General features: G+C 42.3%; 24 protein-coding genes and 1 pseudogene. 11 read left to right on the forward strand and 14 right to left on the reverse strand.

Annotation, left to right across the window (positions count from 1 at the left end; translation table 11 throughout):
• Positions 1-245: 245 nt before the first annotated feature.
• A complete protein-coding gene (locus tag QYG89_RS06810; protein ID WP_404315918.1) occupies positions 246-794 on the forward strand; it encodes a methylated-DNA--[protein]-cysteine S-methyltransferase in 549 nt (182 codons plus the stop codon).
• An 83-nt stretch (positions 795-877) separates the two neighbouring features.
• Here QYG89_RS06810 and QYG89_RS06815 read toward each other — a convergent pair whose 3' ends face one another.
• From QYG89_RS06815 to QYG89_RS06825, 3 genes are all read right to left on the reverse strand, one after another.
• A complete protein-coding gene (locus tag QYG89_RS06815; RefSeq protein ID WP_404315920.1) occupies positions 878-1,855 on the reverse strand; it encodes a S66 peptidase family protein in 978 nt (325 codons plus the stop codon).
• Between the two features lie 98 nt (positions 1,856-1,953).
• Positions 1,954-2,376: a GlcG/HbpS family heme-binding protein gene (locus tag QYG89_RS06820; RefSeq protein ID WP_404315922.1), complete on the reverse strand. Its 423-nt coding sequence runs from the start codon at positions 2,374-2,376 to the stop codon at positions 1,954-1,956.
• Positions 2,377-2,459: 83 nt separating this feature from the next.
• Positions 2,460-2,609, reverse strand: coding sequence for a hypothetical protein (locus QYG89_RS06825; RefSeq protein ID WP_404315924.1), 150 nt, complete (start codon positions 2,607-2,609; stop codon positions 2,460-2,462).
• A gap of 223 nt (positions 2,610-2,832) precedes the next feature.
• Between QYG89_RS06825 and QYG89_RS06830 the strand changes: the two genes are divergently transcribed.
• The 4 genes from QYG89_RS06830 to QYG89_RS06845 all read left to right on the forward strand — a co-directional run bounded on the left by QYG89_RS06830 (position 2,833) and on the right by QYG89_RS06845 (position 5,876).
• The gene (locus tag QYG89_RS06830) at positions 2,833-3,189 is read left to right on the forward strand and encodes a hypothetical protein (RefSeq protein WP_404315926.1); all 357 of its coding nucleotides are present in this window, start codon (positions 2,833-2,835) and stop codon (positions 3,187-3,189) included.
• A 145-nt stretch (positions 3,190-3,334) separates the two neighbouring features.
• Positions 3,335-3,661: a hypothetical protein gene (locus QYG89_RS06835; protein WP_404315928.1), complete on the forward strand. Its 327-nt coding sequence runs from the start codon at positions 3,335-3,337 to the stop codon at positions 3,659-3,661.
• A gap of 108 nt (positions 3,662-3,769) precedes the next feature.
• Positions 3,770-4,462, forward strand: a complete 693-nt coding sequence (locus QYG89_RS06840) for a response regulator transcription factor (protein WP_404315930.1) — start codon at positions 3,770-3,772, stop codon at positions 4,460-4,462.
• Entirely contained in the window at positions 4,449-5,876 is a 1,428-nt protein-coding gene (locus QYG89_RS06845) for a HAMP domain-containing sensor histidine kinase (protein WP_404316202.1), read from the forward strand. Before QYG89_RS06840 ends, QYG89_RS06845 begins: the two co-directional genes overlap by 14 nt.
• A 104-nt stretch (positions 5,877-5,980) precedes the next feature.
• On the opposite strand, the gene QYG89_RS06850 is transcribed toward QYG89_RS06845, so the two are convergent.
• The 9 genes and pseudogenes from QYG89_RS06850 to QYG89_RS06890 all read right to left on the reverse strand — a co-directional run bounded on the left by QYG89_RS06850 (position 5,981) and on the right by QYG89_RS06890 (position 12,105).
• A complete protein-coding gene (locus tag QYG89_RS06850) occupies positions 5,981-6,136 on the reverse strand; it encodes a DUF1540 domain-containing protein (protein ID WP_404315932.1) in 156 nt (51 codons plus the stop codon).
• Positions 6,137-6,303: 167 nt separating this feature from the next.
• Positions 6,304-6,471, reverse strand: a complete 168-nt coding sequence (locus tag QYG89_RS06855) for a DUF1540 domain-containing protein (RefSeq protein ID WP_404315934.1) — start codon at positions 6,469-6,471, stop codon at positions 6,304-6,306.
• Between the two features lie 167 nt (positions 6,472-6,638).
• Positions 6,639-6,761: pseudogene (locus QYG89_RS06860) on the reverse strand (manganese catalase family protein); the annotation flags it as partial.
• 275 nt (positions 6,762-7,036) lie between these two features.
• Positions 7,037-7,996, reverse strand: coding sequence for a siderophore ABC transporter substrate-binding protein (locus QYG89_RS06865; protein WP_404315936.1), 960 nt, complete (start codon positions 7,994-7,996; stop codon positions 7,037-7,039).
• A 21-nt stretch (positions 7,997-8,017) separates the two neighbouring features.
• A complete protein-coding gene (locus QYG89_RS06870; RefSeq protein ID WP_404315938.1) occupies positions 8,018-8,776 on the reverse strand; it encodes an iron ABC transporter ATP-binding protein in 759 nt (252 codons plus the stop codon).
• Complete coding sequence (locus QYG89_RS06875) at positions 8,770-9,720, reverse strand: iron chelate uptake ABC transporter family permease subunit (protein ID WP_404315940.1); 951 nt, start codon at positions 9,718-9,720, stop codon at positions 8,770-8,772. Before QYG89_RS06875 ends, QYG89_RS06870 begins: the two co-directional genes overlap by 7 nt.
• Positions 9,713-10,663: an ABC transporter permease gene (locus tag QYG89_RS06880; RefSeq protein ID WP_404315942.1), complete on the reverse strand. Its 951-nt coding sequence runs from the start codon at positions 10,661-10,663 to the stop codon at positions 9,713-9,715. The genes QYG89_RS06875 and QYG89_RS06880 overlap by 8 nt, the downstream gene beginning before the upstream one ends.
• A gap of 169 nt (positions 10,664-10,832) precedes the next feature.
• The gene (locus QYG89_RS06885; RefSeq protein WP_404315944.1) at positions 10,833-11,270 is read right to left on the reverse strand and encodes a MarR family winged helix-turn-helix transcriptional regulator; all 438 of its coding nucleotides are present in this window, start codon (positions 11,268-11,270) and stop codon (positions 10,833-10,835) included.
• A gap of 319 nt (positions 11,271-11,589) precedes the next feature.
• The gene (locus QYG89_RS06890) at positions 11,590-12,105 is read right to left on the reverse strand and encodes a DUF3231 family protein (RefSeq protein WP_404315946.1); all 516 of its coding nucleotides are present in this window, start codon (positions 12,103-12,105) and stop codon (positions 11,590-11,592) included.
• Positions 12,106-12,280: 175 nt separating this feature from the next.
• On the opposite strand from QYG89_RS06890, the gene QYG89_RS06895 reads away from it, so the two are divergent.
• Positions 12,281-14,434 carry an MMPL family transporter gene (locus QYG89_RS06895; RefSeq protein ID WP_404315948.1) on the forward strand — a complete coding sequence of 718 codons (2,154 nt, stop codon included), beginning with the start codon at positions 12,281-12,283 and terminating at the stop codon, positions 14,432-14,434.
• Between the two features lie 94 nt (positions 14,435-14,528).
• On the opposite strand, the gene QYG89_RS06900 is transcribed toward QYG89_RS06895, so the two are convergent.
• Complete coding sequence (locus tag QYG89_RS06900) at positions 14,529-15,758, reverse strand: DEAD/DEAH box helicase (protein WP_404316203.1); 1,230 nt, start codon at positions 15,756-15,758, stop codon at positions 14,529-14,531.
• A 60-nt stretch (positions 15,759-15,818) separates the two neighbouring features.
• The gene (locus tag QYG89_RS06905) at positions 15,819-16,451 is read right to left on the reverse strand and encodes a spore coat protein (RefSeq protein ID WP_404316204.1); all 633 of its coding nucleotides are present in this window, start codon (positions 16,449-16,451) and stop codon (positions 15,819-15,821) included.
• A gap of 294 nt (positions 16,452-16,745) precedes the next feature.
• Here QYG89_RS06905 and QYG89_RS06910 point away from each other — a divergent pair, with 294 nt between their 5' ends.
• The 5 genes from QYG89_RS06910 (at position 16,746) to QYG89_RS06930 (ending at position 20,244) form a co-directional block, all read left to right on the forward strand.
• Entirely contained in the window at positions 16,746-17,180 is a 435-nt protein-coding gene (locus QYG89_RS06910; protein ID WP_404315950.1) for a YndM family protein, read from the forward strand.
• Positions 17,181-17,309: 129 nt separating this feature from the next.
• Positions 17,310-18,059, forward strand: coding sequence for an SDR family NAD(P)-dependent oxidoreductase (locus tag QYG89_RS06915; RefSeq protein ID WP_404315952.1), 750 nt, complete (start codon positions 17,310-17,312; stop codon positions 18,057-18,059).
• A 14-nt stretch (positions 18,060-18,073) separates the two neighbouring features.
• Positions 18,074-18,808 (forward strand): SDR family NAD(P)-dependent oxidoreductase, encoded by a 735-nt coding sequence (locus QYG89_RS06920; protein WP_404315954.1) that lies wholly within the window; start codon positions 18,074-18,076, stop codon positions 18,806-18,808.
• Positions 18,809-19,061: 253 nt separating this feature from the next.
• Positions 19,062-19,475 (forward strand): MarR family winged helix-turn-helix transcriptional regulator, encoded by a 414-nt coding sequence (locus QYG89_RS06925; protein ID WP_404315956.1) that lies wholly within the window; start codon positions 19,062-19,064, stop codon positions 19,473-19,475.
• 163 nt (positions 19,476-19,638) lie between these two features.
• On the forward strand, positions 19,639-20,244 hold the full coding sequence (locus QYG89_RS06930) for a DedA family protein (protein WP_404315958.1): 606 nt from the start codon (positions 19,639-19,641) through the stop codon (positions 20,242-20,244).
• Positions 20,245-20,338: the final 94 nt, after the last annotated feature.

The raw sequence follows: 20,338 nt of genomic DNA on the forward strand, positions 1-20,338 counted from the left end.
GCAGAAATAAAAATGCCGCTAAGATTATGTCATCATTCTAAGGTTGTTTCATTTTTGATGAAAAGATATGATAGCTACAATACGATATACAACAAACACCTTTTAAAGAAGCTTTGTTATATGTGACTGTTGATTTCTTCCGCAGGCGCTTGCTTTCTGCTCCGGGCAACAAAGGAGCAACATCAATAATAGTTATTAACATAGTCTTGGAGAAAAGATTTCCATACGAGAATTGAGGGAATAGAATGAACACAAAAGAACAAATTATTCACTGGTCGACTGTAGATTGCGGCCAGTGGCCATTATACGCAGCTCAGACGAAAAAAGGGCTTTGTTATGTCGGTTCGCCCGGGCAGTCGTATGAGGAATTCGAAGCGTCGATACGGAAACGATTTCCACAAGCCTTTCTTGTAAAAAGTGAGGAAACATTAAAGATATATACTGATGAACTGCGAGAATATTTTGAAGGGACACGGCAATCGTTCTCCTTTCCTATAGATATAAAAGGAACGCCTTTTCAAGAGGAGATTTGGAAAGCTTTGAAACAGATTCCTTATGGTAATACCTACTCTTATTCCGATATCGCTGAACGTATTCAAAAACCTAAGGCCGTTCGTGCGGTTGGAACAGCCATCGGCGCCAATCCTGTCCTTATCACCATACCATGTCACCGTGTGATCGGAAAAAATGGAGCAATTACCGGTTATCGCGGCGGCATCGAGATGAAACAATATTTGCTGCAATTAGAATCACAACATAAAGAAGAAAAACTTCTCTCATGTTCACGAAAATAATCCAATCATATTCAAAAATTGAATGGAGAGAAAAAGACTGACCCTAAAAAGTCGTTTTTAACGACCTTTTGGGTCAGCCTCCTTTAAGATCCGCTAATAAGGATGTTCATTTTCCCGTTTTTGGCTGTGATTTCTGCCCACCCACCGATTGGCAGCGTAACAAGCGGATGGGTGTGTCCGAAGCTCACATTCGCGATGATTGGAATACCTTCCAGTTCCGGCTTATTTTCCAATAGCGAAATAAGCGCTGGTTCGGTCATGTCCGATTCTTTTTGAAAGCGTCCTACGAGAATTGCCTGCAAGTCTTTTGCATCCGGCAAATGAAGGATAGACTGTAAATCACGGTTAAACTTCATTAAATGTGTTTCATTATCATCCTCAATAAACAGAACCGCCCCTTTTAAAGAAGGCATAAACTCTGTTCCTTGCAGCAATTTGATCGTGCTTAAATTACCGCCAATGAGCCTTCCCTCCGCTTTCCCTTCCTTGACAATGACCGGGCCTTGATTCGGATAATACGTGCGCTCCTCCTCATCTACACACCATATGTCGTCACTCCATGCCTCAGGAGGCTCGGGTTCAAGTGGAGCATCATTCGTCAAAGCAGCCAGTACCCCTTGTACGGTATAGTCCTCTAACTGCTTCATGCCAAATGTCGAAAACTGCGGGCCTGAATAAGTGATTAAGCCAGTCTTTTGATAAATTGCCAATTGAAGCGCAGTAATGTCGCCATGACCCATTAAAATTTTCGGACTCTGCTTAATAAGCTCATAATCAATATGAGCAAGCAGCTCATTCGTATTATAACCTCCGATCGCTGTAAAAATTGCTTTTACATTCGGATCGCTAAAGGCATCGTGCAGATCTCGTATCCTATTTTCAACAGACGTAGAAAACACAAAATCATGCTCATGAACATAACGGCCAAACGTTACGCGGAAGCCAAGGTCCTCCAGTCTTCCTGTTGCAATCTTTACTTGTTCTCCTTTCACAATCGCCATGCTCATTGAAGGCGCAATGATTCGTATTTCATCTCCTGGCTGCAAACGCGGTGGCTGCATATCTTTCCCTCCAAATTAAATCAATAACGAACATAATTTATTTTACACACCTCAGACTGACTGCATTCGTTTATCAACAGTCTGGAACGTTCTTCATTTTAATCCGTTAAAATTCTCAGTGCCGCTTCACAACAAGCCTGGTCCTGATCCAGCGACCCGCCGCTCACTCCGATCCCGCCCGCAAGCTGATCTCCACAACGTACAGGGTAACCGCCGCCAAACACAGTCAGCCGCTCCGTATGCACAATGCCTATTTTTAATGACGGATTATCCTTAATAACATCATACCATTCGTGAGTGGGCCGCCCAAATGCCGCTGCCGTATAAGCTTTATCCTGAGCAATATTAATGCTCAACAGCGGGGCACCATCCATGCGGGAAAAAGCAAGCAAGTTCCCTCCTGCATCCATAATCGCTACATTAACAGCTATACCAAACTCACAGGCTTTTTCCTTCGCCGCATTCACCATCCGTTGGGCAAGCTCGTTCGAAATAGTCTTTTGTTCAATAAACATCTTCATTCTGCTTCACATCCTTACTATCATACATAAGTACTGTATTCTTCCTAAAGAAGGATAAGAAAAGACGGCACTTTGGCCGTCTCTTACCTGCTATGTGCATGTGTGTTGTACATTTCCTGCATTCTTTCTTTAATTATGTGCATCACTTGTTCAATCTTACTGTCATCCCGGTAGGCTTCTTCATAAGCTTCTTGCATGAGTAACAATAACTGTTTTTGTTCGTGCACGTTCATTCATTTCCCTCGATTATCAGATATATTTCTTTCTATTCAAACAGGTTTATCATACTACAAAACTTCTATTCTTCCAAGAAATAAGGTAAATATCTTCCTTTTTTGTCACATGTAAATTAAACATAAATATTTTTCATTTGACATGCTGTTGACACATTTGTTGTTTACATTAAGTATATCAAATAGTTACTTAGCCCTTTCTATACATAGGAGGAACAAATAGATGAAGAAAAAAACAATGTCTTATGTGATGAGCGGTGCTCTTTCAATTGGCATTTTAGGATCAGCTCCTTCAATGACCGCCGCAAGTCCAGCTGCAACAAAAGCCGAGATATCGTCGTATAAATATCGGGACGGCCAACAGTTGAAACGAATCAGAGATTTTTCCGACATCATCCTTGAACAAGCAGAATCGTTCGCCATTGATCCCAAAAACAAAGACCTGGAAACACTAGCTAAAGAAGTACGGGAAGCAAAGGTAAAACAGCAGGCTGCCGCTTTTGGCATTAGCCCATTAAACAAAGATATCGACACAATTAAACACGAAATCCGCCAAATCCAACGATCAATGAAACCTTAATCCCCCTCTCCTTTAAGCTGTCCATCTGGCAGCTTATTTACTTTTATTTTATACTGAAGAAAAGCGGAAGAGCCTGTTCTGCTCCGACAGGCAAATGTTCTTCACCCAAGAAAGTCGCTCTTTGACTTCATTGGGTGAAGGTTATTTGACCCGAGGAGCAAGGCGCTGCAGCTGGACAGGAAAAGCGGAGCCGACTGCTCTGGGGCGACAAGCATATGACTGGCTGACGAAATGGCGCTTTTCAGCCATGCAGTTGGACTGGCATATGACCTCGAGCCCCAAGGAGGCGCAGCTAGACAATAGAAAAGCGGAAGCGCCTGTTCTGCCCCGACAAGCAAATGTTCTTTTCCCGATGAAGCCGCTCTTTGACTTCATTGAGAAAAGGTTATTTGACCTCGAGGGGCTGGGCGCTGCAGCTGGACAGGAAAAGCGGAGCCGACTGCTCTGGGGCGACAAGCATATGACTGGCTGACGAAATGGCGCTTTTCAGCCATGCAGTCAGACTGGCATATGACCTCGGAGCTAGACAATAGAAGATCGGAAGTACTTGAAACTAGACCGTAAAAATGAGGTGATACAGGTGACAGCTGCTATATTGCTTGCAGAAGATGAATTAGCAATCAGCCAAGTATTAAAGGCTTATTTAACAAAAGGCGGCTTTCATGTCGTTCAAGCTTTTGACGGCCAGCAGGCGCTGGATTTATTTCATTCAGAGCTGCCTGACCTCGTACTGCTTGATGTTATGATGCCTAAGGCTGATGGCTGGACCGTTTTAAAAGAAATTCGCCAGACGAGCTCGTGCCCAGTGATTATGCTGACGGCTCTTGGAGATGTGAACTATCGTCTGGAAGGATTGAATAATGGCGCGGATGATTATATCACCAAACCTTTTAACGGGGAGGAAGTTGTGGCACGTGTCAAAGCTGTGCTGAGACGCTCAGGAAATGAGATGCCCTCCTCATTTATCAAACATTATGGCAGCCTAACGATCGACTCCTCCGCCCACCGCGTGTCTCTAAAAGGAGTCGATTTAACGTTACCCCCGCGTGATTTATCAGTGCTGCTATTCCTCGCTTCCCAGCCGAATCGGACGTTTACTCGTGAACAATTAATTGAACACGTATGGGGCCATGATTACGATGGCAGCGACCGCGCCGTAGATTTATCCATTAAGCGACTCCGAAAAGCATTGAAAAATTGGCCGGAGACCGAAGGAGAAATTAAAACATTACGGGGATTGGGGTATCAATTTTGTGTCTATGAAAACAACTAGAAGAGTCTCTTTACTGCACTACTGGACAACCCGTTATGTCGCTGCTCTCTGTCTTGGTCTTTTCATTGCCACCATTTTAACAGTCCTTTGGCTGCAGCATACGATGCTTAAAAATCGTCTAGAAGTATCGGAGTTCATTGCAGAAGAATTGGCGGATCGAATTGCCGGCAGTCAGGAAGAGAAAAGCATTTCTCCGACAATCGATAAAGAAGTGTTAAAAAGCCGCGAACTTTTTTTACAATCTAAACACCCCCCGGCCATGTATATTACGGACGCTAAAGGGCTCGTTCTTTCTGCTAATCAGCCGAACGATGTTGTTGAAGCCGATGCCTTCGCCGCTTCTGTTTTACAGAAAAAGGGGGATGTTTTAAAACTTTCACCTAAAGATGCGAATGGTTCACGCGTGTGGATGATCAAAAAGCCCATTAAAGTCGATGACATTATTTTCGGCTGGGTCGTGATGCTGCAGCCAGAAAACGAGCTTGAAAATGTTACAGAGGAATATCGATTGTTGACGGGTTTGATCGTCAGTCTCGGACTCTTCGGCTGGGCAGCCATTTATATTCTGTCACGCCGGCTTGCCACCCCGATCAGTCAAGTAGCCATAGCGGCAAAGCAAATTCAAGAAGGCAATTATCATGTACGCTTGCCGGAGCATATTAAAGAACAGGAGGTATACGATCTCGTCTATTCATTTAAAGAAATGGCTCAAAAACTGCAGCAGCTTGAATCGCTGCGTGCTGAACTGCTCGCTGGTGTCACCCACGAATTAAAAACGCCGGTTACCTCCATCAGCGGTCTTCTACAGGCGGTCAAAGATGAAGTCGTAACGGGAGAAGAAGCAAAAAACTTCATTGACATCTCTTTAAAAGAAACAGCTAAAATGCAAACGATGGTAAATGACCTGCTTGAATTCAACTCATTTTCAGCGAATGCTCTGCCTGTAGCTGTTGAAAAACATCCCGTCAATGAATTAATTTCCGAAATCGTCCATCAGTGGCAGTTAGGGCAGGAAACGGAGGACATCACTATTTCCCTTTCTCTATTAGAGAGAAACCGATGCTTTTTGACCGATGCTGTCCGCCTGCAGCAAATCATTGTGAATCTGCTGAACAACGCCCGTCATGCAATCGATTCAGCTGGGAAAATTGATGTGATCCTGTCGGAACAAGATAGCGGCATGCTCTCGATTGAAGTAAAAGATAACGGCATCGGGATTCCACCGGCCGAACAGACTCTTATTTTTGAACGTTTTTATCGTGGAGAACAGAAAAAATATAAAGTGAGGGGACTTGGTCTCGGTCTTCCCTACAGTAAATTGCTGGCCCATGCATTAAAAGGGGAACTTATTTTAAAAGAAAGTACCTCCCTAGGTACAGTCTTTCAGATCGCCCTGCCATTCTCAAAGGAATAAATGAATAAAAAGGCCTCCATGGACATTCATTGTTCAGGAGGCCTTTTTATGTTATTAACGTCAAATATTACCCATGTGTCAGCAATTCTTTCCAAAAACGTTTTTTACATTCCCGGTTCAAACGTCTTACAGTCCGTCTCTTGTGTGTTAGAAGCTTCTTTTCCTTTGTGACTCACTACATAAATACTTTCAGCCGAACATTTATTGCCTTGTGCCCAATACGTGCAGTTGTTTACTTCACATAATACGTCTTTCGCCAAGTTCAACACCTCCTTCTTCCCCTATGTTTGACAAAAAAAATGGGTCTGATACCCGTTTTATTTTGGATGAGATGGCTATAGATATTTATCCTAATAAAAAAGCAGGGCTGTTCCCAGCCAGTTCTCCCTGGTTTCTGGAACAGCCCTTCCTCTGCATCTATCCCTTTCTATCCTTCCATTTTAAACGTTTGGCAGTCAGTTTCTTCTACATTTAACGCTTTCTTTCCTTTATGGCTTACAACAAGGATTTCATCGGCTGAGCATCTGTTTCCTTTTTCCCAATAGACACAATTGTTCACTTCGCATAACACACCGTTTAATACATCTTTTTCCATCACTCGCATCTCCTTCATAAAATATTTTTAATTTGGATCGTGCGGCGGCGTAGCGTGAATATATGAGGGAGCCGGTTCAAGGCAGGGTTTCTCCCTATAAATCACTGTCATTTCTTCATACTCAAACGGCTGTCCATCTGGTGCCTTTCCTTTTGCCCAGCTGCCTATTGTATGGCGACAGAGATTTCTCCAAATTGTCCGCCTAGAATCTCTTGAAGGTGCTTCGCATACACTGGATCTGACTTGTCTGGTTTTGCGTGAAATTGAAGTTCTTTTTTGCGGAAAAACATGTCATGCCACCTTTACTATTTGTAGTTGAACTACTTTCCTCAGTCGCCCATTCAGCTGGTACTTTGAAAAGGTATTATGTTATTCCACGTTTGTTTTTTTTTAAACAAATAGGCTACGTTAATAATTATTGTTGATTGGAGCGGAAGATGTGGGACTCCTATTGAAAAAGCTTGTCTAAGAGAAAACCCACAGGCACATTTAACAAAGCCAATTTTTTAACAACTAAAAAATAACCTCCAATGGAAGCAGGGGTCCATTGGAGGTTACAGTTGAATTATTTTAATCCTTCTTGTATTTCTTTTACCATTTCAGAAACGGATTGTAATCCTCCGCCTGATAGGTACCAGTAGCCGGGATCAAGGTACACAATGTTGTCGTTTTTATAAGCTTTTGTATTTTTTACTAAATCGTTTTCAATGACTTGCTGTGCAGACGAGCCGCCGCCTTCTGATACGACAGCACCGCGGTCAACGACAAATAAGTAATCTGGATCTTTCTCAACGATGTATTCAAAAGAAATGCTTTGTCCGTGCTGAGATACCTCAATATCTTTATCGGCCGGTGTAACACCAAATACGTCATGGATTAAACCAAAGCGGGAACCTGGTCCGTATGCACTTACTTTGCCGTCATTCGCTAATACGACTAACGCTGTTTTCTTTTCTTTAGACGCTTGTTCGTTTAGTTTGCTGATTTCTTCTTCCACTTTCGATACTTCTGCTTTTACTTCCTCTTCCTTCCCAAAAATTTCACCTAATGTTGTTACATTCTTTTTAAATGAGTTCATATAGTCGGCCGGGTTCACACCTAAGTAAACTGTCGGAGCAATTTCAGCGAACTGATCGTACAATTCAGCTTGTCGTCCGGAAATAATGATTACATCTGGTCCTAGTTCATTTACTTTTTCAAAATCAGGCTCTTTTAAGCTTCCTACGTTTTCATATTTCTCGTCTTCATATTTAGACAAATACTTCGGGATATTTTGTTTCGGCAGTCCCATTACTTCCACACCGAGCTGATCCAATGTGTCCAGCGTACCAAAGTCAAATACGATAACCTTTTCCGGATTTTTCTTCACTTTCGTTTCATCAAGTTCGTGCTTGATTGTGATTTCTTCTGATTCTTTTTTAGGTTCACTGCTTATCGTTTCTGCTTTTTCATCATTTGAACCGCAAGCGGCCGCTATGATGACGAATAAGGCCATAACCATTAATAAAGATAACTTTTTCCACATACCCTTTTCCACCTCTATCTTTTACTTAAAATACACACAAATTTTTTCATTATTGACTATTTCGATTTTCATATCAATTTCGTAAATGTCTTTTAATACATTACGGTCCATCATCTCATCAACAGTCCCTTCTTTTGCTACTTTGCCATCTTTTAAAGCGACAATATAATCGGAATAACAAGAAGCAAAGTTAATATCATGAATGACGATGACGACTGTTTTTCCAAGCTCATTTGTCAGCCTTCTTAATACTTTCATGATTTGTACAGAATGCTTCATATCAAGATTATTAAGCGGCTCATCAAGCAGCACGTATTCCGTGTCCTGTGCAATAACCATCGCGATAAACGCCCGTTGGCGCTGACCGCCGCTCAACTGGTCGATATATTTATCCTGTATATCCTCAAGCTCCATATAACGGATCGCTTCATCAACATACTTCCAATCTTCTCTCGTCAGCTTGCCCTGTGAGTAAGGAAAGCGGCCAAATGAAACGAGTTCCCGAATCGTCAAACGCAGGTTTAAATGGTTCGTTTGCTTCAATATGGCTACTTTTTTCGCCAGCTCCTTGCTTTTTGCTTCATGCACATCTTCTCCGTCAATGAAAATCTCCCCGTCATCTCTCGTGATCAAACGGCTGATCATCGACAGTAGTGTACTTTTCCCTGCTCCGTTCGGTCCGATAAAAGAAGTGATTTTCCCTTTTGGAATTGAGACAGAGACATGGTCAATGACCGCTTTGTTTCCATATCGTTTCGATACCTCTTTAACTTCTACCATTTTTTATTCTCCTTTAGCAGTAAATAAATAAAGTACACACCGCCGACAAAGTTAATGATGACACTTAATGTCGTACTGAATGTAAAGACCCGTTCCACGATCAACTGGCCGCCGATAAGAGCGATAATGCTGACTAAAATCGAGCCTGCCAGCAAATACGAATGCCTGAATGTGCGGAACATCTCATAAGTGACATTGACAACAAGCAGACCGAGAAATGTAATCGGGCCGACAAGCGCAGTCGCAACAGAGATCAATATTGCCACAACAATTAACAGCCGCTTTACCGTGTAGTCATAATCGACACCTAAATTAACGGCGTGTTCTTTTCCGAGCGACAGCACATCAAGATATTTCATAAAACGAATAAAATAAAGTGAAACAAGCACGAGAATGATCAAAGCGAGTATCAACACATCTGTCTGCACATTATTAAAGCTGGCAAACATCCTATCCTGAATAATCTGGAATTCATTTGGATCAATCAATACTTGCATAAAAGAAGTAAAGCTTTGAAAGAATGTACCGAATATTAATCCGACCAGAAGAAGAAAATAAATATTTTCCCCTTCACGTTTAAAGAGGATTTTATAAAGTATTCCTGCAAACAGAATCATCAGTACAACCGAAAGAACAAAGTTCACTTGTTTGTTCATCCACGTTAAATTAGTGGAACCAAATACAAAAATTAAAATGGTCTGAATGAGCATATAAAGCGAATCCAGTCCTAAAATACTTGGGGTTAAAATGCGGTTGTTTGTAATCGTTTGGAAAATCAATGTCGAGAAAGCAATGGCTGCTCCAGTCAGAACGATAGCAAAAATTTTCATCGCTCGTTTTGGCAAAGCATAACCCCAGTTGTTTCCAAGTCCAATGAACATAAAAGCAGCGATCAACATAACAGCAGCAGCTGAAAGGATTAGTAACTTCTTTTTATCACTCATACGCCCTTCTCCTCATCAGCAAATATAGAAAGATGCCGCTTCCGATGACACCGACTGTAAGCCCAATCGGGATTTCGTACGGGTAGATAAGCACCCGGCCGATGATGTCGCAAAACAGAACAAAAACAGCTCCGAGCAGTGCCGTATGCGACAAGCTTTTCTTTAAATGATCTCCCTGGTAAATCGACACAATGTTCGGAACGATCAATCCTAAAAACGGAATCATGCCGACAGTTAACACGACGAGTGTCGCGGAAAGCGCAACGATGACTAGACCAATATTGACGACTTGCTTATAATTCAAGCCGAGATTCAAAGCGAAATCCTCTCCCATACCAGCCAATGTAAAGCGTTCCGCATATATGTATGCGATCACTAAAAGCGGAAGACTCATGTATAAAAGCTCGTACCGCCCAGAAATGATCATTGAAAAGTCTCCTTGCAGCCAGGCAGCCATATTCTGAATCAAATCATACTTATAGGCGAAAAAAGTTGAAATGGATGTCAAAATATTTCCGAACATCAATCCGACGAGTGGAATGAAAATGGTATCTTTGAATTTGATTTTGTCGAGAATTTTCATAAACACGAACGTGCCGGCTAGTGCAAAAATGAACGCAACGATCATTTTCTCAATCGGACTGGCAGCTGTGAATAAAATGAGAGATACTAAAATTCCAAGTCTCGCAGAATCTAATGTTCCTGCTGTTGTCGGTGAAACGAATTTGTTTCTGCTTAGCTGCTGCATAATTAAGCCGCTGACACTCAAGCTGACTCCGGCGATAATAATACTGACAAGGCGCGGAATCCGGCTTTTCCAGACAATTTGCGTCTGTTCATCTGTCAAATTCAACAGATCCAGCGGGGAAATATGCGTCACCCCAATAAATATAGAGAGAATAGACAAGATGATTAACGTAATCACTAAATATCTTTTTTTCATAACACTATTCCTTACTTTACTGCCGCAACAGAAGTTTTTACGTTGTCAAAGAGGGAAAATGAAACTCATTCTCAATAAAGGATAAAAAAATAATCTTCCCTAACCGGATATACTTGTTTAAACAAGTATATCACTCAAGAAAAATGATCCACATTTTTTCATTTTAAAATTATTTTAAATTGGCTCGTATCTTGTCCAGCACCTTTAAACAAATCGCCAGCTCTTTTTCATCTACTTCGTAACCAGCTTCTTGAATGGTCTGAAGCGCTAAGGTTATATACTCCTTTTCCATTCTTTTGCTATGACTGGTTAAATAAATTAAATTAATGCGTTTGTCTGTTGGATGTGACTTGCGATCAATCAAGCGACGCTTAATCATATTATCAATTAAACGTGAGACGCTTGGCTGATCTTTCTCATTTAGCAAAGCCAATTCATGCTGTGTTTGACCATCTTTTTCGTATAATCTGCTTAAAATTTGCCATTGTTCATGAGTAAGTGAGAAACCCTGCTCTCTAAAATGACGATTAAGCGTATTTGTCATTAAACGTGAGGCCTGAAATAATTTATAGCCTAACGATTCATCCAGAAGATACTTATCCTTCATCGAAGTTTGCTCCTTTGACAACTTATCGTCTCACATTTTACAAAAATATACTTGTTTATGCAAGAATTACTCGTAAAGTTAGAAGCTAATTTCAGAAAAAAACAGTCAATTTATGAACGCTTTTATCATCTCCCTACAGCTGTGACGACGATTGTTTATTTATCGTCTTTCCTATTTGTGGATGTGTTTACTTTCATTTACCAGTATATTTGATAATGCTTCTCATTGTCAATGAGAAATATTTATTTTCTTTCAACTATACATCAGGGCTGTCCCAAAAACAAAATGTCAGACCCTTATGGGACAGCCCCGATGGTATTTATCCTATTGTTACCGCTTCACCGTGATGAAGTGGCGGTGGTATGAGCCAGCCGTTTTCTTTATTTAACTGCAAGAAACGTGCGCCGAGAGCTGCCTGCTGAGTATGGTACTGCATAAATAGGGCTGCAATATCTTCCCGGATACACTGTCCCATAATTTGACTGTACACACTTAGTCCCGCAGCAATGTTGCCGGAAATCATCATGGAAATTTCAGGATCTTGAAAACGCGCTCCGGCAGGAATACTGTTGACATCGGCTTGTGGGCGTTCTAGAGGCCCAGGAGGAAGTCCAACACCATTTTCCTTTAATAGTTGTTCAAACTGCTTCGCTTCCGTTCTCGCCAAATTGATGGATTCTTCTATCAGCTTGCTCAGCTTCTCATCCCCTGCATGATTGAGAAGCGTCTGATAACCGCCAATCATAGAGTTAGCTGTAAGCAATGCTGTCCACACACTGAATACTTCTCCATAATGCATCGGTTCATCTTTTGGATTTCCGCTTAAAATTCCCATAGTAACCTCCCTGTTAAATCATAATTTCTTGTGCTGCATGCACAATTATATCTTTGCCCGCTTCCCCTACCTTATGTGTCCCCTTTCTTGCCAAAAATCCCTTTTTCATTCCAAAACAAGGCACAGTATCGTATGATTAAACTTGTGAAAAAAACAATGGAGAGGTGCTTACATAATGCGAAACATTTCTACTCTTCTCATCCGTTTCCATAAAGTTATTCTGATCCTGTGGCTTGCTGCTGCAGTCGTTATGGGAATATTCGCTTCCCGGCTTCCTTCTATGCTCGAGGGTGATGGGTTTCGGACAGATGGAGAATTTGAACAAGTTCAGAAAGAATTAACGAATACATTTGATTTCCCAAAATCGACAGTCATGGTGTTATTTGAAAAAGGAGCAAATGAATCAAGTGAGGCATTCCAGAAGAAAATCCGCAGAACTCTCGCTAAAATAGAGAAACTGCACGTCTCATCAGCGATTGAGTCGCCTTTGGATACACCTGACATGCTGAAAGAAGAATCTGCTTATGCCTTGATACATATCGATGAAAAAACAGATGACATGTCAGTCGTCCTACAAGACATTAATCAACAAATAAAAAGTGAAGAGGGCATGACGTTAACAGGTGGACCAGTTATTTCGGAGGATATTAACCGAGCGAGTCAAGATGATTTAAAACAAGCAGAACTGATCGGACTGCCGGTTGCCCTGCTCGTTCTGCTGTTTGCTTTCGGCACAATTACAGCTTCGGTGCTGCCGCTCATTGTTGGCGGAATCACCATTGTCATTGGTTTCGGAGTTTTAGCCCTTATTGGAAAAAATGTCGATCTTGCTATTTTCATTTTAAACATTGCGCCGATGTTAGGGCTCGCTCTGTCTATCGACTTTTCCCTTCTGTTTATTAATCGTTATAAGGAAGAATTTCGAAAACATTCTAAAACAGAAGCCTTGATTACGACGATCCATACAGCCGGCCACTCGATTTTATTTTCAGCCATCTGTGTATTTATCGGACTTGGAGCGATGCTGCTCATCGATGTAGACATTTTTAAAAACTTAGCCATCGGCGGTACGGTCGTCGTTGTCGTTGCTGTAATCGGATCACTCACTCTTCTGCCGGCACTTTTATACGTGCTTGACGATCGGATTTATAAATGGCGCCTGCTTCGTACAGATAAAGACAGCAGCGCCGGCTGGCGGACATTTGCTTCTGCTGTCATGAAGCGTCCCGTACTCATCGCCATAGCAGCGGCAGCAATCTTAATCGCCGGTGTCATGCCGGTCCAAAACATGAAGCTAGCCATTCCAAATGTTGAGGCTCTTCCAAAAACATTCGATTCACGGAAAGCTTATGAAAAAATCGAACGTGATTTCATGGGAGAAAACAGAAGTACCATTTATGCCATTGCCGAACGAAAAGGCGGCTGGCTTAATGAAGCGGGCTTGGATCAAATGAAACAATTAGAAGCTCAATTTCGTTCTAAAAAAGAAGTCAATGAAGTCAATACGATCTTTTCCGTCAACCACATCAATGAACCGAAACAGCTGGCCGCTTCCTTGCAGCAGCCGGAAATAAAAAAACAGCTTCAACCGGCCATTGAACCATTTATTCGAGGCGACAAGCTGATGATCCCCATTCATCTGAAGGTCGAGGCAAGCTCAAATGCTGCCCAGGACCTTGCGCGTGATTGGAGTGGACAGCATTGGCCGGTTCACATGCAATTTGGCGGACATCCAAAATTTAATCAGGAAATTTATGATGAGATCTTCAATAAAATCTGGCTCGTCCTTGCCGTTATTTTAGTATCGACCTTTATCATCCTTATGCTCGCTTTCCGGTCAATCATTATTCCGTTGAAAGCCATTTTAATGAATGTACTCGGACTTACTTCCACTTTTGGCATTCTCGTCTGGTTATTTCAAGGAGGCCATTTAGGGATGGAGGAAATGGACATTTCCCTGCTTCTGCCCGTACTCGTCTTCAGTGTCGTCTTTGGTTTGAGCATGGATTATGAAGTATTCCTCATTTCACGTATCCGCGAATACTATTTGAAAACAGGCGATAATACGCAATCCACAGTGGAAGGCCTGGCTACTACGAGCAAAGTCATTACTTCCGCTGCATTAATTATGATCGTCATTACCGGCGCCTTCGCTTTTACAGGCGTTGTACCTGTCAAACAAATCGGCATCGGGATTGCGCTCGCTATTGCTATTGATGCCACGATCATCCGTTTGCTGCTTGTGCCAAGTTTAATGAAGCTGCTCGGTGACTGGAACTGGTGGTATCCGTTCCGACCGCAAAAGCATTCGGAGAAGCAGCGGCCGTAAGTTGAGTTGAACCGACGGCATTTCTAACGTTGCCGACCGTATATTCGACACCGCCGACTGCTATTCAAAAAAGAGGCTCTTCAGCCTCTTTTTTTCATTTCCGCCTTCTTTTTTTTGTCCGCTCCTGCCCCGTGAATGGACGGTTCGTTTGCCGCCGTTCCGTTGGTTTTCCCCGCTCTTCATCTTCAGCAGACGGCTTAGCAGATTCGACGTTTTTCCGTTCAAGCGCCCGGCCCAGCCCTGCTTCAATCAGGCGGAGAAAATCTTTGTCTTTTAAAGCAGCAAACGTATAAGCTTCTCCCTCTTCTCCCGCTCTTCCCGTCCGTCCAATCCGATGAATATAACTTTCCATATCTTGTGGAATGTCATAGTTAAATACGTGAGTGACTCCTTCTACATCAAGCCCGCGGGCAGCGACATCCGTTGCGGCAAGCAAATGAAGTTCTGCATCACGGAACCGTTTCATGACCCTTTCTCTCTTTGCCTGTGATAAATCCCCATGCAATTCATCAATGTTGTAGCCTTTCGCTTTCATTTCATCGCACAGTTTGCTGACGCGGCGTTTCGTCCGGCAGAAGATGATACCTAAAAATGGCTGCACTTCGTCAATCACTTCGCACAAAGCCTGCTGTTTGCGGCGGTCAGTCGTTTCAACGACGAACTGCTTGGTCTGCTCTACCGTTACTTCTTTGCTTTTCACATGAACGGTTTTCGGCTCTCTCATATACCTCTTTGCCAGCTTACGGACATCTTTCGGCATCGTTGCGGAAAATAAAGCGGTCTGTCTTGTAAATGGCGTTTCTTTAATAATCGCTTCCACTTCATCTAAAAAGCCAATATGCAGCATTTGGTCCGCTTCATCGAGCACAAGCAATGACACATCGGTTAAATCCACCGTACCACGGCGGATATGATCGAGCAGCCGTCCCGGCGTAGCAACAATAATGTGTACCTGTTCATTTAACCGCCTGATTTGCTGCTCAACATCCTGTCCTCCATAAGCAGCTAGTATATGTATGCCGCTTTCGCTCGTTAGCAGTCCGCGCAGCTCTTCCGTGATTTGCAGAGCTAACTCTCGCGTCGGAGTAACGATTAATCCTTGCACATAATGTTGAGCAGGTTCTATTTTTTGAAGCAGCGGCAGCAGAAAAGCAAACGTCTTCCCAGTCCCCGTCTTTGCCTGTGCAATCACGTCGTCACCATTTAATAAGAGCGGAATCGCCTCCTTTTGCACAGGTGTTGGCGATTCTATCTTCTTTTCCTGTAACTTCCCTGTCCACAATGGACCAATTCCTAATTCAATAAATTCATTCAAACTGTTCACCTCTTTTTTCATTATACACAAAAGAAGCGCTGTCCTTACAAAAAGGACAGCGCTTCTTTATTAATGAGTCGTCATATTACCTTGAACACCCATAGCTGGTGCATACGCTTGGGTCATTTGCAGCGTATCCTGTTCAGCAAACTGCGGCACCTGATAATAATGATGCTTGTTTTGGTAAATGGAAAGCTCGTATGCCATCTCAATACAGTTCGGGATGGAGTCCGCTAGTACACGGCGTACAACCGGGTTTGTTACTTCAAGTGCTGCAGTTGCTTTTGCTGCAGCCATCGACTTCATCGCTCCAAGCATTGCGCACGAGATGACTTCATCGTTGATTTCAGATGCGGACTGCATCGGTTTTTTCGGCTGTGTCGGTGTTAATCCGTAAACAAAATCATTTCCTTGAGTCATTTCGTAACTTTGTGTCGGAACAGCTGGATCTTTTCCTGAGCGAAAACAGTCTACCGTCGTATTGTACTCTTGCTGCATAAATTGGTACTGACGATCAAGAATCTTAAGCAATTCTGGATCCTTTACATGGGAACGAAGCATCGTGTATTCATTCATCGCTCCTACCGCGCCGGATAGCACTTCATGAACGTCCATCACTTCATGTGCCCCATGATTCATCTGTGCTGAAACAGTAGTACCTGTATGCATGTTCATGTGTGTTTGTTCATTTTGTTGATTCATCAAATGAAATCCCCCCTGTAATTGAGTGGTACGCCACTTAGTATGCGGCGGATGATTTTGTTTATGCTAAGGAAAATAAAAGCAATCTATCCCACGTGAATGATGTTGAATAACAGAGGTTCTTTATATGAAAGGATATGTTAATCACACTTATTGATTGGAGTGGAAGACGCGAGACTCCTGCGGGAAAGCGAGCGCCTGCAGCGGAAATCAACAGGTAAATGAACAAAGCCATACGAAAAGAATAATTTTTAAAATAGGCATCAAACTATTTTTACAAGGAGGCGATAAAGGGTGGGACATACAAAAGCATTATTCATCAAATTTGTTATGTGTACAGCCGCTGTTTGGTTCATCCTCGGGCTTTTTTATGGCCTTGACCTCGGTGAAATCTTAACGATCAGCATCCTTTTAACAGCAGCTGCCTATATAGTTGGCGACTTGTTTATTCTGCCGCGCTTTGGCAATGTGATCGCTACAATTGCCGATTTTGGTCTTGCTTATTTCGGCATATGGATCTTCGGCAGCATGGTTATAAATGAAACTATTTCTCTTGGCTGGGCAAGTTTCTGGACAGCAGTCGTTATTGCTGCAGCAGAAGTCTTCTTCCACATCTATCTCATCAATCATATCTTTGATGAAGACGTAAGCAGAAGCGACATACGCCCGAACCCAGCCTTTGCCATGGAGATGTCCGAAGAAACAGATATTCATAAAAATAATGAATAAGCCAGCGGCTGTCAGGGCCCTGGCTTTTTTCTTTCTAGGTAATGAACTTGCTTAAATGTTTTTTATGTTGTATTATTTAAGCGTGAAATAGTTAAACATCTAAATACTTTCTGAAATGAGGTATGTTATATGAGACTTGCTGGAAAAGTTGCTATCGTAACTGGCGGTGCCGGCGGAATCGGCCGTGGTATTGCCTTAGCTATGGCAAAAGAAGGTGCTCATATTGCAATTGTTGATATAAATGAAGAAAACGGCAAAAAAACACTGGCTGAAATAAATGAACGTACTGAAGGGGCTCTTTTCATTCAAGATATTTCTGTGAAAGAAAATGTTGAGATGATCGTTAAAGAAACGGTCAGCCATTTTGGCAAAATTGATATTTTAGTGAATAATGCACACGCCTCTAGAAATGTTTCTTTTACAGAAACAACGATGGAACATTTTGATCTTTCTTTCGGTACAGGATTCTATCCAACGTTTCATTTTATGCAGGCCTGCTACCCTGAATTAAAGAAAACACAAGGAAAAGTTATTAATTTTGCATCCGGAGCGGGGCTTGAAGGTCAGCCGACACAGACATCCTATGCTGCTGCAAAAGAAGCCATCCGTGCTATTTCGAGAGTTGCTGCAAATGAATGGGGCCCAGATGGCATTAACGTTAACCTCATTTCACCGATCGCCCTTACACCTGGTGTGGAGCAATGGCGTGACAATAATAAAGAAGCGTATGATGCCATGGTTCAAAAGATTCCGCTTCGCCGGCTTGGAGATCCGGAAGCAGATATTGGCAGAACAGCTGTGTTCTTAGCAAGTGACGATGCCAACTATATTACCGGACAAACAATCATGGTTGACGGTGGAACAGTCAAATTACGTTAATGGAGGAATGAAAAATGAAACGACTAGAAAACAAAGTAGCAATCATTACTGGCGGGGCTTCCGGGATCGGCGAGCGAATGGTACATCTCTTCAGTGAAGAAGGCGCAACAGTCATCGCCGCTGATATTAATGAAATAGCTCTTGCCAAAATCAGCGAGCTTAAAAACGTACACGGCATGAAATTGAACGTTGCTTCTGAAGATGACTGGACACAACTGTTGAAAGAAGTAAAAGAACGTTTCGGTAAAATAGATATTCTCGTGAACAATGCAGGCATTTCCTCTGAGAAACCAGCAGAAGAGATCAATATTGATGATTGGCAAAAAATGTTGACAATTAATGGATTTGGTCCTTTCCTTGGCATCAAGCATGTTGTTCCTTATATGAAAGAACAAAAGAAAGGATCCATCGTGAACATCTCGTCTTTCACGGCACAAATCGGCATGGGCTTTAACCCGTATTCTGCTTCAAAAGGATCTGTCCGCGCAATGTCAAAAGCAGCCGCAACACAGTATGGCAGATTTGGGATCCGCGTCAACGCTTTATTCCCTGGAATTATTGAAACACCAATGACTAAAGACCTTGAATCTACAAAGAGCTACGTCGAACATTTAGTAGCCGCTACTCCGCTGCAGCGTTTAGGTAAACCAGAAGACATTGCCAATGCTGCGCTGTACTTGGCATCCGATGAAGCCTCTTTCATTACCGGAGCAGAACTCGTTATTGACGGCGGATTTTCCGCTCAATAATTTAGAAAAAGCGAGCATTTGTAAATCGTTTTTCTTCTGTTGACCAGTTAAGAACATTTACTGGCCAGGAGCATTTTTTCTTCTGACCCAGCAAGTCCCTTATTTTAAGGGGCTTTTCTTTTTATGATAGATATGTTCATGACTATTGCTAATTGGAGCAGAAAGCGAGCGCCTGCAGCAGAAATAAACAGACAAGTTTAACAAAGCCTTATGATAATATAATAACAACAGAAACATAGAAAGCAGGGATTTGATGGAAAGCGAAACTATTTTTGACCTTTTACACACAATGGATCAAGTAACAAATAAACTTATTATCCACTGGAATAAAACATTTAATGAAAGCCTCGGCATTTCCCATATTCTTGTGCTCAGTCACTTGAACGATCATGGAAAAAGCCGTCCGTCCGACATTGCCAAATCGCTTGGACTAACTCCCCCTTCTTTGACCCATCTGTCTGAAAAGCTGATCCAAAAAGAATTAGCTGTCCGGCTTGCAGATGAAAATGATCGGCGCATTCTTTACCTGGATATTACAGATGCCGGACATACCATACTGGAAAAGGCTCATCTAGAAGGACAAGAACTGCGTAAAAAGTTATTTGAAAAACTGACAATAGAAGAACGCGAACAACTGTTAGCCATTTACAAGAAACTAAACAGCTGATGATCCTGTACGGTTCTGTGTATTATTTACGAGCCGTATTTTTTTGTGCTGTTCGTTGTTATTCCATTTGGAAGCTGGATTGTTCTTTATGAATCAAATCATACTTTCTTAGACAAGTCCTTCATATCTTATAAGTAATAAGTTTTTTAAAGTGAGGGATTGTATGCAAAGCTGGATGATCGACTTTATGGAGCAGTTTGGTTATGTAGGGATCTTTCTATTAATCGCATTTGAAAATGTATTTCCGCCGATCCCTTCAGAGGTCATTTTGACTTTCGGAGGAACGATGACGACTTTTTCCTCATTAACAGTCATGGGAGTCATCTTGGCGGCAACCGGCGGATCGCTTACCGGGGCAATGATTTTGTATAAAATCGGCAGCCTGCTCGATGTGGAAAGACTCGAGAAAGTAATTGACCGCTGGGGCGGCATTCTTCGCCTGAGCAAAAAAGATATTTATAAAGCAGATCGCTGGTTTAACAAGTACGGCTATTGGACGGTGCTTATTTGCCGGGTTATCCCTCTCGTTCGCAGCCTCATTTCCATTCCCGCTGGCATGTCCCGAATGAACTTTTCACTTTTTCTTTTTTATACAGCTATTGGCACATTTATATGGAATGTACTCCTCGTTTTGGCTGGGGCAGCGTTTGGGGAACAGTGGGGAAAGATCGTTCACTTGATGAACATGTACTCTACTATTATTTACGCGCTCATTTGTGCTGGCCTCGTGACTTCCCTGTTTTTAATCATTATTAGAAAAAGAAAATGAACGGCTGTTATATATTTAATGAATAAGACGGAGCGTGTCCCAAAAAACGTAGTTTTTAGGGACACGCTCCGTCTTATTTTTAATCACTGTCATA

This window comes from Bacillus lumedeiriae, from assembly GCF_044891285.1.
Classification (GTDB): domain Bacteria; phylum Bacillota; class Bacilli; order Bacillales; family Domibacillaceae; genus Pseudobacillus; species Pseudobacillus lumedeiriae.